Source organism: Acidovorax soli (assembly GCF_900107605.1).
Taxonomy (GTDB): Bacteria; Pseudomonadota; Gammaproteobacteria; order Burkholderiales; family Burkholderiaceae_C; genus Acidovorax; species Acidovorax soli.
The window spans coordinates 22,315-35,230 of the sequence record NZ_FNQJ01000035.1; the positions used below are offsets into that span (position 1 = coordinate 22,315).

The 12,916-nt window shown below is 64.4% G+C and carries 13 protein-coding genes and 1 tRNA gene; 11 read left to right on the forward strand and 3 right to left on the reverse strand.

Features of this window, described 5'->3' with window-relative positions:
* The first annotated feature begins 76 nt into the window (after positions 1 to 76).
* The 5 genes from tolB (at position 77) to BLW02_RS16795 (ending at position 3,709) form a co-directional block, all read left to right on the forward strand.
* Positions 77 to 1,396 carry a Tol-Pal system beta propeller repeat protein TolB gene (gene tolB / locus BLW02_RS16775; RefSeq protein ID WP_092700558.1) on the forward strand — a complete coding sequence of 440 codons (1,320 nt, stop codon included), beginning with the start codon at positions 77 to 79 and terminating at the stop codon, positions 1,394 to 1,396.
* Positions 1,397 to 1,440: 44 nt separating this feature from the next.
* Positions 1,441 to 1,971 carry a peptidoglycan-associated lipoprotein Pal gene (gene pal / locus BLW02_RS16780; protein ID WP_026435210.1) on the forward strand — a complete coding sequence of 177 codons (531 nt, stop codon included), beginning with the start codon at positions 1,441 to 1,443 and terminating at the stop codon, positions 1,969 to 1,971.
* Between the two features lie 20 nt (positions 1,972 to 1,991).
* A complete protein-coding gene (ybgF, locus tag BLW02_RS16785) occupies positions 1,992 to 2,762 on the forward strand; it encodes a tol-pal system protein YbgF (RefSeq protein WP_208859752.1) in 771 nt (256 codons plus the stop codon).
* Positions 2,759 to 3,571, forward strand: coding sequence for a tRNA threonylcarbamoyladenosine dehydratase (locus BLW02_RS16790; protein ID WP_092700564.1), 813 nt, complete (start codon positions 2,759 to 2,761; stop codon positions 3,569 to 3,571). Before ybgF ends, BLW02_RS16790 begins: the two co-directional genes overlap by 4 nt.
* 62 nt (positions 3,572 to 3,633) lie before the next feature.
* A tRNA-Lys gene (locus BLW02_RS16795) sits at positions 3,634 to 3,709 on the forward strand.
* Positions 3,710 to 3,866: 157 nt separating this feature from the next.
* Here BLW02_RS16795 and BLW02_RS16800 read toward each other — a convergent pair.
* On the reverse strand, positions 3,867 to 4,085 hold the full coding sequence (locus BLW02_RS16800; RefSeq protein ID WP_092700567.1) for a hypothetical protein: 219 nt from the start codon (positions 4,083 to 4,085) through the stop codon (positions 3,867 to 3,869).
* A 277-nt stretch (positions 4,086 to 4,362) separates the two neighbouring features.
* On the opposite strand from BLW02_RS16800, the gene BLW02_RS16805 reads away from it, so the two are divergent.
* From BLW02_RS16805 to modC, 6 genes are all read left to right on the forward strand, one after another.
* Positions 4,363 to 5,553, forward strand: a complete 1,191-nt coding sequence (locus BLW02_RS16805; RefSeq protein ID WP_244273737.1) for an MFS transporter — start codon at positions 4,363 to 4,365, stop codon at positions 5,551 to 5,553.
* Positions 5,554 to 5,743: 190 nt separating this feature from the next.
* Complete coding sequence (locus BLW02_RS16810; protein ID WP_092700570.1) at positions 5,744 to 6,787, forward strand: methionine ABC transporter ATP-binding protein; 1,044 nt, start codon at positions 5,744 to 5,746, stop codon at positions 6,785 to 6,787.
* Positions 6,788 to 6,790: 3 nt separating this feature from the next.
* Positions 6,791 to 7,456 (forward strand): methionine ABC transporter permease, encoded by a 666-nt coding sequence (locus tag BLW02_RS16815; protein ID WP_092700573.1) that lies wholly within the window; start codon positions 6,791 to 6,793, stop codon positions 7,454 to 7,456.
* 143 nt (positions 7,457 to 7,599) lie between these two features.
* The gene (modA, locus tag BLW02_RS16820; protein ID WP_092700598.1) at positions 7,600 to 8,370 is read left to right on the forward strand and encodes a molybdate ABC transporter substrate-binding protein; all 771 of its coding nucleotides are present in this window, start codon (positions 7,600 to 7,602) and stop codon (positions 8,368 to 8,370) included.
* An 80-nt stretch (positions 8,371 to 8,450) separates the two neighbouring features.
* Complete coding sequence (modB, locus tag BLW02_RS16825; protein WP_092700576.1) at positions 8,451 to 9,128, forward strand: molybdate ABC transporter permease subunit; 678 nt, start codon at positions 8,451 to 8,453, stop codon at positions 9,126 to 9,128.
* Between the two features lies 1 nt (position 9,129).
* Positions 9,130 to 10,197 carry a molybdenum ABC transporter ATP-binding protein gene (modC, locus tag BLW02_RS16830; protein WP_092700579.1) on the forward strand — a complete coding sequence of 356 codons (1,068 nt, stop codon included), beginning with the start codon at positions 9,130 to 9,132 and terminating at the stop codon, positions 10,195 to 10,197.
* A gap of 151 nt (positions 10,198 to 10,348) precedes the next feature.
* Here the strand turns inward: modC and BLW02_RS16835 are convergent, their stop codons facing one another.
* Positions 10,349 to 11,368, reverse strand: coding sequence for a Bug family tripartite tricarboxylate transporter substrate binding protein (locus tag BLW02_RS16835; RefSeq protein WP_092700582.1), 1,020 nt, complete (start codon positions 11,366 to 11,368; stop codon positions 10,349 to 10,351).
* Positions 11,369 to 11,541: 173 nt separating this feature from the next.
* Positions 11,542 to 12,630, reverse strand: coding sequence for a tartrate dehydrogenase (locus BLW02_RS16845; protein ID WP_092700588.1), 1,089 nt, complete (start codon positions 12,628 to 12,630; stop codon positions 11,542 to 11,544).
* Between the last annotated feature and the right edge of the window lie 286 nt (positions 12,631 to 12,916).

Genomic DNA, 12,916 nt, shown 5'->3' on the forward strand with positions numbered 1-12,916 from the left:
TGTCACAGGGGGGTGCCGATGGTGTGTAACATTGGCGCCTGTCCACCGGCTTTCGTTCGGTTTCCGCTGGCTGCCAATGACCACTGATCGCACACCTCATTCCATGCTCTCCGCGGCCTTGCCGCAACCCCTGCGCCGCAGCCTGATGGCCGCGTTGATTTCCACCCCCGCATTGCCCGCACTGGCGCAATTTCGTGTCGAGGTCACGGGCGTTGGCCTGACCCAGCTGCCGGTGGCCATCGCCCCGTTTCGGGGCGAGGCGCAGTCCCCGCAGAAGATCGCAGCCATTGTGCAGGCCGATCTGGAGCGCAGCGGGCAATTTCGCGCGGTGGATGCATCCGGCGTTGCGCTGGATGAGACCTCGCGCCCCGATGTGGCCCTGTGGCGGCAAAAGAGTGCTGACTCCCTCGCCACCGGAAGCGTGACACGGCTTGCAGATGGACGTTTTGACGTGCGCTTTCGCCTGTGGGATGTGGTGCGCGGCCAAGACCTCGGTGGCCAGAGTTTTGTGGTCAGCCAAGGCGATCTGCGCCTGGTGGCGCACCGCATTGCCGACTTCATCTATGAAAAACTGACCGGCGAGCGCGGTGTTTTCTCGACGCGCATCGTGTATGTCACCAAGGCGGGCACGCGCTACAGCCTCTGGGTGGCCGATGCGGACGGCGAGAATGCGCAGTCCGCCTTGTCCAGCCCCGAGCCGATCATTTCTCCGGCATGGTCGCCCAATGGCGGGCAGATTGCCTATGTGTCGTTCGAGTCGCGCAAACCCGTGGTGTATGTGCACGACGTGGCCACGGGTCGGCGCCGGCTCATCGCCAATTTCCGCGGCTCCAACAGCGCGCCTGCCTGGGCACCGGATGGCCGCACCCTGGCTGTCACCCTGAGCCGGGACGGGGCCTCCCAGCTCTACACCATTGATGCCAATGGTGGTGAGCCTCGCCGATTGATGCAAAGTGCTGGCATTGACACGGAGCCCGTTTTTTCCAGCGACGGCCGCAGCATTTATTTTGTGAGTGACCGCGGCGGTGCACCCCAGATCTACAAAGTGCCCACCACTGGCGGCAATGCCCAGCGCGTGACCTTTACAGGCACCTACAACATTTCGCCCAGCATCAGCCCGGACGGCCGCTGGCTTGCCTACATCTCCCGGATCAATGGGGCGTTCAAGCTGCATGTGATGGATCTGTCATCGGGTGCTGTTTCGGCCATTACCGATACCAGTGCCGATGAAAGCCCCAGCTTTGCCCCGAACAGCCGCCTGATTGTTTATGCAACGCAGCATCAGGGTCGGGAAGCCCTCATGACCAGCACCCTGGATGGAAAGATCAAGGCGCGCCTTGCAGGGCAGGGCGGCGACATTCGCGAACCCGATTGGGGTCCGTTTCAGAAGCAGTGAACCTTTTGGCACATTTTTATACGAAGCTTGCAGGAGAATTTTGGATGATCAAACGCATTTCCCTCGCCATTACCGTTGCCGCCCTCATGGCGGGTTGCAGTTCGGGTGTCAAGCTCGACGACGTTCCCGTTGAAGACAAGACGGCAGTCCCCACCACCGGTGGCAGTGGCGGGGCCAATGCCGGACAGGCCGGTGTGGCAGGTGTCAATCTGGGGCAATCCGCACGCGACGCGGCTGGCCCGGTTGGCGTCAGCCGTCTGGTGTACTTTGACTACGACAGCTATGTCATCAAGCCAGAATTCCAGTCACTGATCGAGGCCCACGCCCGTTTCATCAAGTCCAGTGGCAACCGCAAGGTCATGGTGGAAGGCCACACCGACGAACGCGGCGGCCGCGAGTACAACCTGGCCCTGGGCCAAAAGCGTGCAGAGGCTGTGCGTCGATCGCTCGGTTTGCTGGGCGTTTCCGACAACCAGGTGGAAGCCGTGAGTTTTGGCAAGGAAAAGCCGGCGGCGCACGGTAACAGTGAAGATGTGCACGCGCAAAATCGCCGCGCCGAACTGTCCTACCGTTGATGCGCGCAGCAAAGTTTCCCATGCCGGCACGGGCGCTGCTGGCGCTGGTGCTGTCGTGTGCCTTTGTTTCCACCAGCCACGCTGCGCTGTTTGAGGATGATGAGGCACGGCGTGCCATCCTCGAATTGCGGCAGCGGGTGGATGCGCTGCAGCTGGCCAACCAGCGGTCCGCGGACGATCTTCGCAAATCGGGTGATGACAACTCCCAGCAGAGGCGCAGCTTGCTGGATCTGCAGACCCAGATTGAAACGTTGCGCGTGGAGCAGGCCACGTTGCGTGGACAAAACGAGCAACTGTTGCGTGACGTCGGGGAGCTGCAGCGTCGCCAGAGAGACATCGCACAAGGGGTTGATGAGCGCTTGCGCCAGTTTGAGCCCGTGAAAGTGACGGTGGATGGACTGGAGTTCCAGGCCGATGCCGCTGAAAAACGTGATTTCGAGGCCGCACTGGCAATCTTCCGTACGGGCAAATTCGCAGAGGCCAACACGGCTTTTGCTGGCTTTGTCCGCCAGTACCCGCGCAGCGGCTACGTGCCTTCGGCGCGGTTTTGGCTGGGCAATGCGCAGTATGCAGCGCGTGAGTACAAGGAGGCCATCGGCAACTTCAGGTTGTTGATGTCCGGCTCGCCTGGTCACGCGCGTGCCCCCGAAGCTGCGTTGTCGATTGCCAACTGCCAGATCGAATTGAAGGAAACCCGCGCGGCCCGCAAGACCCTGGAAGATCTGCTGCGGGCCTATCCCCAATCCGAAGCCGCCGTGGCCGCGAAAGAGCGGTTGTCGCGCCTCAAATGACGGCAGTGAGCGTGCCTGCCGTCGTCGCTTCCGTGGCGGGCGACGCGGGCTCCGATGTGGATCGGCAACGCCGTTTTGGCGGGCTTGAGCGCCTCTACGGCGTTGCAGGCGCGGCACGTATCGAGCAGTCCCATGTAGTCGTGGTAGGTATTGGCGGCGTTGGTTCGTGGGCAGCCGAAGCCCTGGCACGCAGCGGTGTGGGGCGCATCACCCTGATTGACCTCGACCATGTCGCCGAATCCAACATCAATCGGCAGATTCATGCGCTGACCACGACCGTGGGCCAGGCCAAGGTGGTGGCCATGCAGGAGCGCATTGCGCTCATCAATCCCCATTGCGAGGTGCTGTGCATCGATGATTTCGTCACGCCGGAGAACTGGCCGAACTTGCTGACAGGGCCGATCGACGCAGTGATTGACGCCTGCGACCAGATCAAGGCCAAAACAGCGATGGCAGCCTGGGCACGCGATACAGGAACGCTTTTTGTGAGCGTGGGTGCCGCCGGAGGCAAGCGGCATGCGCACAAGATCGATATCGACGATCTCAGTGCCACAACCCACGACCCGCTGCTGGCGCAATTGCGCTACCGGTTGCGCAAACACCACCAGGCCCCCCGTGAAGCACGCAAGATGGGTATCACCTGTGTCTTCAGCCGCGAGGCCGTGGCCGCGCCCGATGCGTCCTGTGCGGTGGAGGGGGATGGCACCCTGAATTGCCATGGTTATGGCTCTGTCGTGGCCGTGACGGCAACCTTTGGCCAATGTGCTGCAGGATGGGTGCTCGACAAACTGGCCACCATCTCCCGGTAGGTCAAAAAAATCACGCTATAATCCAAGGCTTTGCAGCAGTCGATAAAACTATTGCGGCAATTGGGACGTTAGCTCAGTTGGTAGAGCAGCGGACTTTTAATCCGTTTGTCGTGGGTTCGACCCCCGCACGTCCCACCAGAGTCAATAGGCCCCTGTAGCAATGCAGGGGCCTTTTTTTTCTTCAATCTCGTGCAAAAACAGTACGGGCCCGTCCTGCCTGTTGCGTGGCGAGTGCTCGCCTTGCTGGCGACCGGCATGGCGATGGTGCCCTTGCTGTCGCTGCAACGCAGGTTTGTCATGCCTGGGGGCCGATCAACTGTTGCCCAAGTCCCGTGATGCCGAGCACCTCGGCTGCTGCCCTTGAGGACGCTGCCATCGCAGAAATCTTGGCCTCGATGTAGCCACGGGACCACAGCCACTGGACCAGGGCGAGCTGGTAGGTGTGGGTGACTCGCACGGCGTTTTTCGTGCGTTCCAGCGCCAAGGCGAGTTGTCTGAGATATGCGACTGGCATGGCAAGTCCTTAGTCCTGGGATTTCGCTGACGGTCTGATTGCACACCATTCCCGTGGTTCAACGGTTACTTTCTGTCAATTTTTCAAGTACGCGTATCTGCACACGAATGATTGCGCTGGGTGCGAGGGATCTTTGCCTGTTTTTGCCATTGGCGCTGATGCCTCAAGTGCAGGGAGCTATTGTTTTGATAGTTCCTGCAACGGGCGATGAGGTCAGGGTGCGGGGAATCCGGCGGTGCGATAGCAGCTTGCGGCCTGTCGCTCGACAATGCGCGACATGACCACTTCTCCCATGATGCTGCGCCTGATGGGCTTGGCGGCCTTTTCCAGCATGGCATCGATGCGTGTGTGTGACCCCATGCTGATTGCGCTGTCGCACGAGTTTCAGGCGACAACCGGCGATGCATCTGCCGTGATTGCGGCATTCGCCGTGGCCTATGGCGTCCTGCAACTGGTGTATGGCCCGCTGGGTGATCGGCTGGGCAAGGTGCAGGTGATCATGGGCGCCACGGCGGCCTGTGCGCTGTTCAGTGCCGTCACGGCGCTGGCGCCCAGCCTGGCGGTACTGGTGGTTTCCCGCGCTGCCATGGGGGCCGCGGCGGCGGGCATCATTCCGCTGTCGATGGCCTGGATAGGCGACCAGGTGCCCTATGCGCAGCGGCAGGAAACCCTGGCGCGGCTCATGGGCGCCACCGTTACCGGAATGATGGCCGGCCAGTGGTTTGGGGGCTTTGCCACCGAGAACTTGGGCTGGCGCGCCGCGTTTGCCGTGCTGGCCATGCTATTTCTGGTGGCTGCGGTGCTGCTGTTTCGCCATGCCCGCGCGGGGCTTGGGGCGGCTTCTGCGGTGAATGCAGACGCCCCCGCGTTTTCACTGGCCGCCTACCTGGCAGGGGTGGTCCAGCTGTTGCGCATGCCGCGCGTGCGCTGGGTGCTGACCGTGGTGGCCATCGAAGGCGCCCTGGCCTTCGGCACGCTGGCCTTTGTGCCCGCCCGCCTGACGGGAGGTTTTGGCTTGTCAGCCTCGACCGCAGGGGGCGTGATGGTGCTGTATGGGGTGGGTGGCCTGCTGTACAGCGTGTTTGCGCGGCGCTGGCTGGCCTGGCTGGGTGAGACGGGACTGGCGCTGGCGGGATCAGCGCTCATTGCCAGCGGCCTGCTGTTGCTGGCGTGGGCACCCGTGGTGGCCTGGGCCGTGCTGGGTTGCTTCCTGGCGGGGCTGGGCTTTTACATGCTGCACAACACTTTGCAGACGCAAGCAACGCAGATGGCGCCGCAGGCGCGGGGCACTGCCGTCACGCTGTTTGCCTGCCTGCTGTTTCTGGGGCAATCCACGGGCGTGGTGGTGGCGGCGGCCAGCGTGGACCGGGGTTGGCTGGCAGTGGTGTTCACCGGTGCCGCGCTGGGGGTGTTGGCCCTCGGCGCGTTGGTTGCGCGCGGACTGCAGGCCCACCACCGGCCGGTGTGAGGGATATCACCCCCGCCGGGGTCTTCCTGGGCGTGCGCCGATGACGGCGCCGCGTTGGCCAAATAACCAGATGGTCTTATTACTTTATTTTTTGATATTTTGATGGTTTATATTTTCTGATTACAGTTCAGCCTCCCTCCAACTTCTTGCGCTGCGGTGGCCCCAGGCCCTCGCGGCGCAATGTCATTTCATGATCGACTTACGGGGTATCACCCAGATTTATCCGGGCCCACAAGGCCCGGTCGAGGCCCTGCGTGGCATCGACCTGCACATCACGCCGGGCGAAGTGTTCGGCATAATCGGCCGCAGCGGTGCGGGCAAAAGCTCTCTGGTGCGGGTGATCAACCTGCTCAACCGGCCCACCCGGGGCGAGGTGATCGTGGCAGGCCGCGATCTCACGCAACTCAATGACGCCGATCTGCGCGCTGCGCGCCGCGACATCGGCATGGTGTTCCAGCACTTCAACCTGCTGTCGTCGCGCACGGTGTTCGACAACGCGGCGCTGCCCTTGGAACTGGCGGGCATGGACAAGGCGGCCATCCGTGCGCGGGTGAACCCGCTGCTCGATCTCGTGGGCTTGTCGGCACTGGCCGACCGCTACCCCGCGCAGATTTCGGGCGGACAAAAGCAGCGCGTGGGCATTGCGCGTGCGCTCGCCAGCCGCCCCAAGGTGCTGCTGAGCGACGAGGCCACGTCGGCACTTGACCCCGAAACCACGCGTTCCATCCTGGCGCTGCTGCGCCAGGTGAACAAGGAGCTGGGCCTCACAGTGGTGCTGATCACGCACCAGATGCAGGTCATCAAGCAGGTAGCCGACCGTGTGGCGGTGATCGACGCCGGGCGCATCGTGGAGCAGGGCCCCGTGATCGACGTGTTCACGCGCCCGCAGCAACCCATCACCAAGAGCCTGATCGATGAGATCGTGCCGCAGGAGCTGCCCGCCAGCGTGCTCGACCATGTGCGCCATCTGTCGGGCCAGCTGCAGGGCGGTGTGGGCCAGCTGCTGCGACTGTCGTACTCGGGCGAGCGGGCTTACCAGCCCATTCTGTCGCGCCTGATCCGCGACCACGGGCTGGACCTGTCCATCCTGCACGGCCAGATCGACGAGATCCAGGACCAGACCTTCGGCTCGCTGGCCGTGTATGCCAGCGGCGACGGCGCCCGGCTGCAGACCGCCATTGCGCAGCTGCGTGGCGAAGGCGTGGTGGTGCAAGAAGTGACAACGGAAGGTTGAGCGATGTTCGAGAATTTTTCAGAAATGATGCTGGAGCTGTTTGCCACCTCGCTGTGGGAAACCATCGTGATGGTGGGCATCTCGGGCGTGGTGGGTGGCCTGATCGGCATTCCGCTGGGAGTGTTCCTGCGCCTCACGGACCGGGGCGGTGTGCTCGAAAACAGCCCGCTCAACAAGACCGTCGGCTGGATCGTGAACGCCGTGCGCTCCACGCCCTTCATCATCCTGCTGGTGGCTATCATCCCGTTCACGCGGCTGATCACGGGCTCGTCCATCGGCACAGCGGCTGCCGTGGTGCCGCTCACGCTGGCGGCCGCGCCGTTCGTTGCCCGCCTGGTGGAAACCGCGCTGCGCGAAGTGGACAACGGCCTGGTCGAGGCCGCCCAGTCGATGGGGGCGACCACCGGCCAGATCGTCTGGAAGGTGCTGCTGCCCGAGGCCTTGCCCGGCATCGTGGCCGGCCTGACCATCAGCTTCGTGAGCCTGACCGGCTACTCGGCCATGGCCGGTGCCATTGGCGGCGGCGGCTTGGGCGACCTGGGCATCCGTTATGGCTACCAGCGCTTTTTGCCCGACATCATGCTGGCCGTGGTGGTGGTGCTGATCTTCTTTGTGCAGGCCATTCAGAGCCTGGGCGACTGGGCCGTGAGGCGCCTGAGTCATCGCTGATTGCTATATGTTTAATAGCTTATGGCGCTTGTTGTACAAGCGCTAAAGCCTTACTTTATTAAAAACGGACCTGGTCGCATCAACAGGCCCGTTTGGGCGGGTGGCGATGGGCGGGGCCGGATGCGTGCCGTATGCTTGCGGCCATGCATTTTTTTCGCCCTTTGCTGCTTGCCAGCGCCATGCTGTTTGCCACCTCGGCCCATGCCGGGAAAATCACCGTGGCGGCTGCGGCCGATCTGAAGTTCGCCATGGACGAGATCGTCACCACCTTCCTGCAGGCCCACAGCGCCGACCAGGTGGAGGTCATCTACGGCTCGTCGGGAAAGTTCAACGCCCAGATCCAGCAGGGCGCGCCCTACGACCTGTACTTTTCGGCCGACATTGCCTTTCCGCGCGCGCTGGCCAAGGCCGGATTTGCCGCCTCCGAGGTCAAGCCCTACGCCCTGGGCCGCATCGTGCTGTGGAGTGCCGGCATGGACGCCCGCCAGATGACGCTGGCCAGCCTGACCGACGCCAGAATCACCCGCGTCGCCATCGCCAACCCCCGCCATGCGCCCTATGGCAAGCGCGCCGAAGAAGCGCTGCGGGCTTCGGGCCTGTGGGGCAAGGTCGAACCCAAACTGGTCTATGGCGAGAACATCGCCCACACCGCGCAGTTCGTGCAGACCGGCAATGCGCAGGTGGGCGTCATCGCCTTGGCCCTGGCGGTCAGCCCCGAACTGGCCAGAAAGGGCGGTTACTGGCTCATTCCGGACGATCTGCATGCGCCGCTGGAGCAGGGTTTCATCATCACCCGGCGGGCAGAAAACAACGCGCTCGCCCAGCAGTTCGCCGATTACATGGGCAGCAAGGCCGCCCGTGCCGTGATGACCCGATATGGTTTCGTCCTCCCCGGCGATGCGGCCAGCAAGTAGGGCGCTGGCGTGCGTGCAGGCATGGGCCACGGCTTGGGCTGCGTCGGCGGGGCGCCATGTGATTCGTGGGAGGCAACGCCATGCTGACGGACGGTGATCTGCAGGCCCTCTGGCTGACTGTGCGCCTGGCGGGCCTGGTCACCCTGATCCTGCTGCTGCTCGGGACACCCATTGCCTGGTGGCTGGCGCGCACCCCGTCGCGCTGGAAGGGGCCGATTGGAGCCGTGGTGGCCTTGCCCCTGGTGTTGCCGCCCTCGGTGCTGGGCTTTTACCTGCTGCTGGCGATGGGGCCCAGCGGCCTGGTGGGGCAACTCACCCAGGCATTGAACCTGGGTCCACTGCCTTTCACTTTTGGCGGCCTGGTCATTGCCTCGGTGTTCTATTCCCTGCCCTTCATGGTGCAGCCGCTGCAAACGGCTTTCGAGGCGGTGGGCGACCGGCCGCTCGAAGTGGCCGCCACGCTGCGCGCCTCACCGCTCGATGCCTTCTTTACCGTGGCCGTGCCGTTGGCGGCGCCGGGTTTTCTGACGGCCTCGGTGCTGACTTTCGCCCATACCGTGGGCGAGTTCGGGGTGGTGCTGATGATTGGCGGCAACCTGCCCGGCGTCACCCGCGTGGCCTCGGTGCAAATCTACGACCATGTGGAAGCGCTGGAATATGTGCAGGCGCACCGGCTGTCGGCGGTGATGCTGGTGTTCTCGTTTGTGGTGCTGCTGGCCCTGTATGCCTGGCGCCCGCAACCCAAGAGGGGTGGCTGACATGGCGGGCATCCAGGCGCGTTTTCGGCGCGAGTGGCCGGGCTTTTGCCTTGACGTGGACCTGGGCTTGCCGGGGCGCGGCGTGACTGCGCTGTTCGGCCCGTCCGGCTCGGGCAAGACGAGCGTGCTGCGCTGCATCGCAGGGCTGGAGCGCGCCCCGCAAGGGCACCTGGTGGTGGGCGGTGACGTGTGGCAAGACGCTGGCCGCTGGCTTCCTGCGCACCAGCGCCCCATTGGCTATGTGTTCCAGGAGGCCAGCCTGTTTGCCCATCTGACGGTGATGGGCAACCTGCGCTATGGCATGAAGCGCAGCCAGGGCACGCAGCACGCGGGCTTCGATCAGGCCGTTGCCCTGCTGGGCATTGGCCATCTGCTCGATCGCAAGCCCGACACCTTGTCTGGTGGCGAGCGCCAGCGGGCCGGCATTGCGCGGGCACTGGCCGTCAACCCGCGCCTGCTGCTGATGGACGAGCCGCTGGCCGCGCTCGACCTGCAGCGCAAGCAGGAAATCCTGCCCTTCCTGGAGCGCCTGCGCGACGAGCTGGACATCCCCGTGCTGTATGTCAGCCACTCACCCCATGAGGTGGCGCGGCTGGCCGATACCCTGGTGGTGATGGACGGCGGCCGGGTCGTGGCCAGCGGGCCGCTGGCGCAAACGCTGGCCCGCATCGATCTGCCCATCACGCTGGGGGAAGACGCTGGCGCGGTGCTGGATGCCACGGTGGGCGAGCTCGATCATCTATGGCATCTGGCGCGTGTGGATTTTTCGGGTGGCAGCCTGTGGGTGCGTGACCAGAGCCTGCCCGTGGGCCGCCGCGTTCGGGTGCGGGTGCTGGCGCGGGATGTGAGCCTGGCGCAAGAGCCGGGAAGCAGCAGCATCCAGAACGTGTTGCCCGGCTGCGTTGACGCGGTGGGAGACGACCAGCACCCCGGCCTTGCGCTGGTGCGCGTGCGTGTGGGTGACGCCATGCTGCTGGCCCGGCTGACCAAACGGTCGGCCGCGTCGCTGGGTGTCGCGCCGGGGCGCACGTTGTGGGTGCAGATGAAATCGGTGGCCTTGATGGAGTGATGCCGGCAGGTGCGGGCCTGCCCGAGCCCGACAACCGCAGCGGACTGCCTGGGTTTTCTGGGGGGCTCACCCCATCTGTCGGGTCTTGGCTTGTGAGTTCGAGAGGGCCCGCATGGTTTCCTGTAGCGGCAGGTCAGCGGGCAACCCGGGATCACTCGGTCGATATTTTGTTCTCTGCGACCAGCTTGGCAAAACGTGCGGTGTCGGCCGCTATCTGCTCAGCCATTTGTGCAGATGTGTTGCCGATGGGCTCGGCGCCGATGTCCTGCATGCGCTTCTTGAAGTCGGGCGACTGGATCACCTTGACCATCTCGGTGTTCAGTTTTGCCACGATGTCGGCGGGCGTGCGTGCGGGGGCCAGCACACCAAACCAGGTGCCGATATCAAAGCCCGCAAAGCCGCTTTCCTCCAGCGTGGGCACGTCGGGCAGCGACGACGACCGCTTGGCCGTGGTCACGGCCAGCGCGCGCAGCTTTCCGGCCTTGATGTGCGGCAGCACGGGCGTCACGGTGTCGAACGACATCGACACCTGCCCGCCGAGCAGATCGGTGGTCAGCGGGCCGCTGCCCTTGTAGGGCACATGCAGCAGCGGGTGGCCAATGGCGGTGGAGAACTGCGTGCCGATCAGGTGCTGCGCGGTGCCCGCGCCATTGGAGCCATACGAAAACCTGTCCGGCGTGGCCTTCACCAGGGCCACCAGTTCCTTCACATCCTTGGCGGGCGTGGTGGCGCTCACCGCCAGCACATTGGGCACCAGGGCCACGGTGGTGATGGGCGCAAAGCTCTTTTGAAAGTCGTAGCCGAGCTTCTTGTACACGCTGGTGGCAATGGTGTGGTGCACCGCACCCATCAGCAGCGTGTAGCCGTCGGCCGGGGCCTTGGCCACATAGTCGGCACCAATGGTGGCGCCCGCGCCGCCCCGGTTTTCCACGATCACCGGTTGGCCCAGGGCGGTGGCCAGTTTCTCACCCAGTGCGCGGGCCAGTACATCGGTGGTGCCGCCGGCTGCAAACGGCACCACGATGGTCACCGGCTTGGTGGGCCAGGCCTGGGCGTGGGCGGCGGTGCCGGGCAGCAGGCAGGCCGCTGCCGCCGCAACGGCCAGTATCAGCAGGTGGTGGCGGCGCAAGGGTTGGGCGATGGCGCTGGGGGGCAGGGCGGTGTGGTTCATGTGTGTCTCCGGGGTGTGGATGGCGGGGCGGATGGTCTTTGCGACCTTGTTGTTCTGTCTGCCGGGCTCCGGCGGATTGGCCTTCCACCGTATAACATCGTTGGTTTGCCTTGCCGTGCTACAGCACGGTCGGCGGCTTCTCGTCCAGTTATCCGGTGGAATGCAAACCCGTATCAGGCGGCTTGGCGCGCGGGTGCGCTGCTGATCAGTGCACACACGGCGTCGGTCACCTGGGCCGTGGTGGCCGTGCCGCCCAGGTCGCGGGTGTGCAGGGCGGGGTTGGCGGTGACCTGTTCGATGGCCTGCATCACGGCGCGGGCGGCATCCACCTCGCCCAGGTGCTCCAGCAGCATCACCACCGACCAGAAGGTGCCGATGGGGTTGGCCAGGCCCTTGCCCATGATGTCGAACGCCGAGCCGTGGATGGGTTCGAACATGCTGGGGTAGCGGCGCTCGGGGTCGATGTTGCCGGTGGGTGCAATGCCCAGGCTGCCGGCCAGCGCGGCGGCCAGGTCCGAGAGGATGTCGGCGTGCAGGTTGGTGGCGACGATGGTGTCGAGCGTGGCGGGGCGGTTGACCATGCGGGCCGTGGCGGCGTCCACCAGTTCCTTGTCCCACTTCACGTCGGGGAACTCGGCAGACACCTGCGCGGCAATCTCGTCCCACATCACCATCGCATGGCGCTGCGCGTTGCTCTTGGTGATGACGGTGAGCAGCTTGCGGGGGCGCGACTGCGCCAGGCGGAAGGCGTAGCGCAGGATGCGCTCCACGCCCACGCGGGTCATGATGGACACATCGGTGGCCGCCTCGATGGGGTGGCCCTGGTGCACGCGGCCGCCCACGCCGGAGTACTCGCCCTCGGAGTTTTCGCGCACGATGACCCAGTCCAGGTCCTTGGGTGCGCAGCGCTTCAGGGGGGCATCGATGCCCGGCAGGATGCGCGTGGGCCGTACGTTGGCGTACTGATCGAAGCCCTGGCAGATCTTCAGGCGCAGGCCCCACAGGGTGATGTGGTCGGGGATGTCGGGGTCGCCCGCCGAGCCGAACAGGATGGCGTCCTTGCCGCGCAGGGCGTCCAACCCATCGGCCGGCATCATCACGCCGTGGGCGCGGTACCAGTCGCCGCCCCAGCCGAAATTCTCGAAGTCAAAGCGCAGGTGCGGGTGGTGGGCCGCCAGGGCCTGCAGCACGCGCTGGCCAGCGGGAATGACTTCCTTGCCGATGCCGTCTCCGGGGATAGTGGCGATTTGGTAGGTTTTCATGCGATGTCTGGGTGGAAACGTGGGGGGATCGCCCGTGCAGGGATGGCGGGCGGTGGAAAACAAGGTGGTGAAGCCAAGCAGTGAGAAGGACTTTAGATGTGGACAGGTCTTCGGAGCGTCGCTAGAGTGAATCCATCGTTAACCTGAGGTTAAGGATTTATCCGTAAATTAAGTAAACTCCAGACCTGAGACGACCTTCACTCGGTACAGGAAAGACAGATGGCCAAGGCCCATGCCCATTCGTGGGAGGTGACGGATGAATTCTGGGCCCGGGTAGAGCCCCTGG

Bases quoted from the DNA above. Each gene is read 5' to 3' on its own strand.
- BLW02_RS16815 (WP_092700573.1), top strand. From the start codon at position 6,791: ATGTTCGAGAATTTTTCAGAAATGATGCTGGAGCTGTTTGCCACCTCG.
- pal (WP_026435210.1), top strand. From the start codon at position 1,441: ATGATCAAACGCATTTCCCTCGCCATTACCGTTGCCGCCCTCATGGCG.
- tolB (WP_092700558.1), top strand. From the start codon at position 77: ATGACCACTGATCGCACACCTCATTCCATGCTCTCCGCGGCCTTGCCG.
- modB (WP_092700576.1), top strand. From the start codon at position 8,451: ATGCTGACGGACGGTGATCTGCAGGCCCTCTGGCTGACTGTGCGCCTG.
- modC (WP_092700579.1), top strand. From the start codon at position 9,130: ATGGCGGGCATCCAGGCGCGTTTTCGGCGCGAGTGGCCGGGCTTTTGC.
- modA (WP_092700598.1), top strand. From the start codon at position 7,600: ATGCATTTTTTTCGCCCTTTGCTGCTTGCCAGCGCCATGCTGTTTGCC.
- BLW02_RS16805 (WP_244273737.1), top strand. From the start codon at position 4,363: ATGACCACTTCTCCCATGATGCTGCGCCTGATGGGCTTGGCGGCCTTT.
- BLW02_RS16810 (WP_092700570.1), top strand. From the start codon at position 5,744: ATGATCGACTTACGGGGTATCACCCAGATTTATCCGGGCCCACAAGGC.
- BLW02_RS16835 (WP_092700582.1), bottom strand. From the start codon at position 11,368: ATGAACCACACCGCCCTGCCCCCCAGCGCCATCGCCCAACCCTTGCGC.
- BLW02_RS16800 (WP_092700567.1), bottom strand. From the start codon at position 4,085: ATGCCAGTCGCATATCTCAGACAACTCGCCTTGGCGCTGGAACGCACG.
- BLW02_RS16790 (WP_092700564.1), top strand. From the start codon at position 2,759: ATGACGGCAGTGAGCGTGCCTGCCGTCGTCGCTTCCGTGGCGGGCGAC.
- ybgF (WP_208859752.1), top strand. From the start codon at position 1,992: ATGCCGGCACGGGCGCTGCTGGCGCTGGTGCTGTCGTGTGCCTTTGTT.
- BLW02_RS16845 (WP_092700588.1), bottom strand. From the start codon at position 12,630: ATGAAAACCTACCAAATCGCCACTATCCCCGGAGACGGCATCGGCAAG.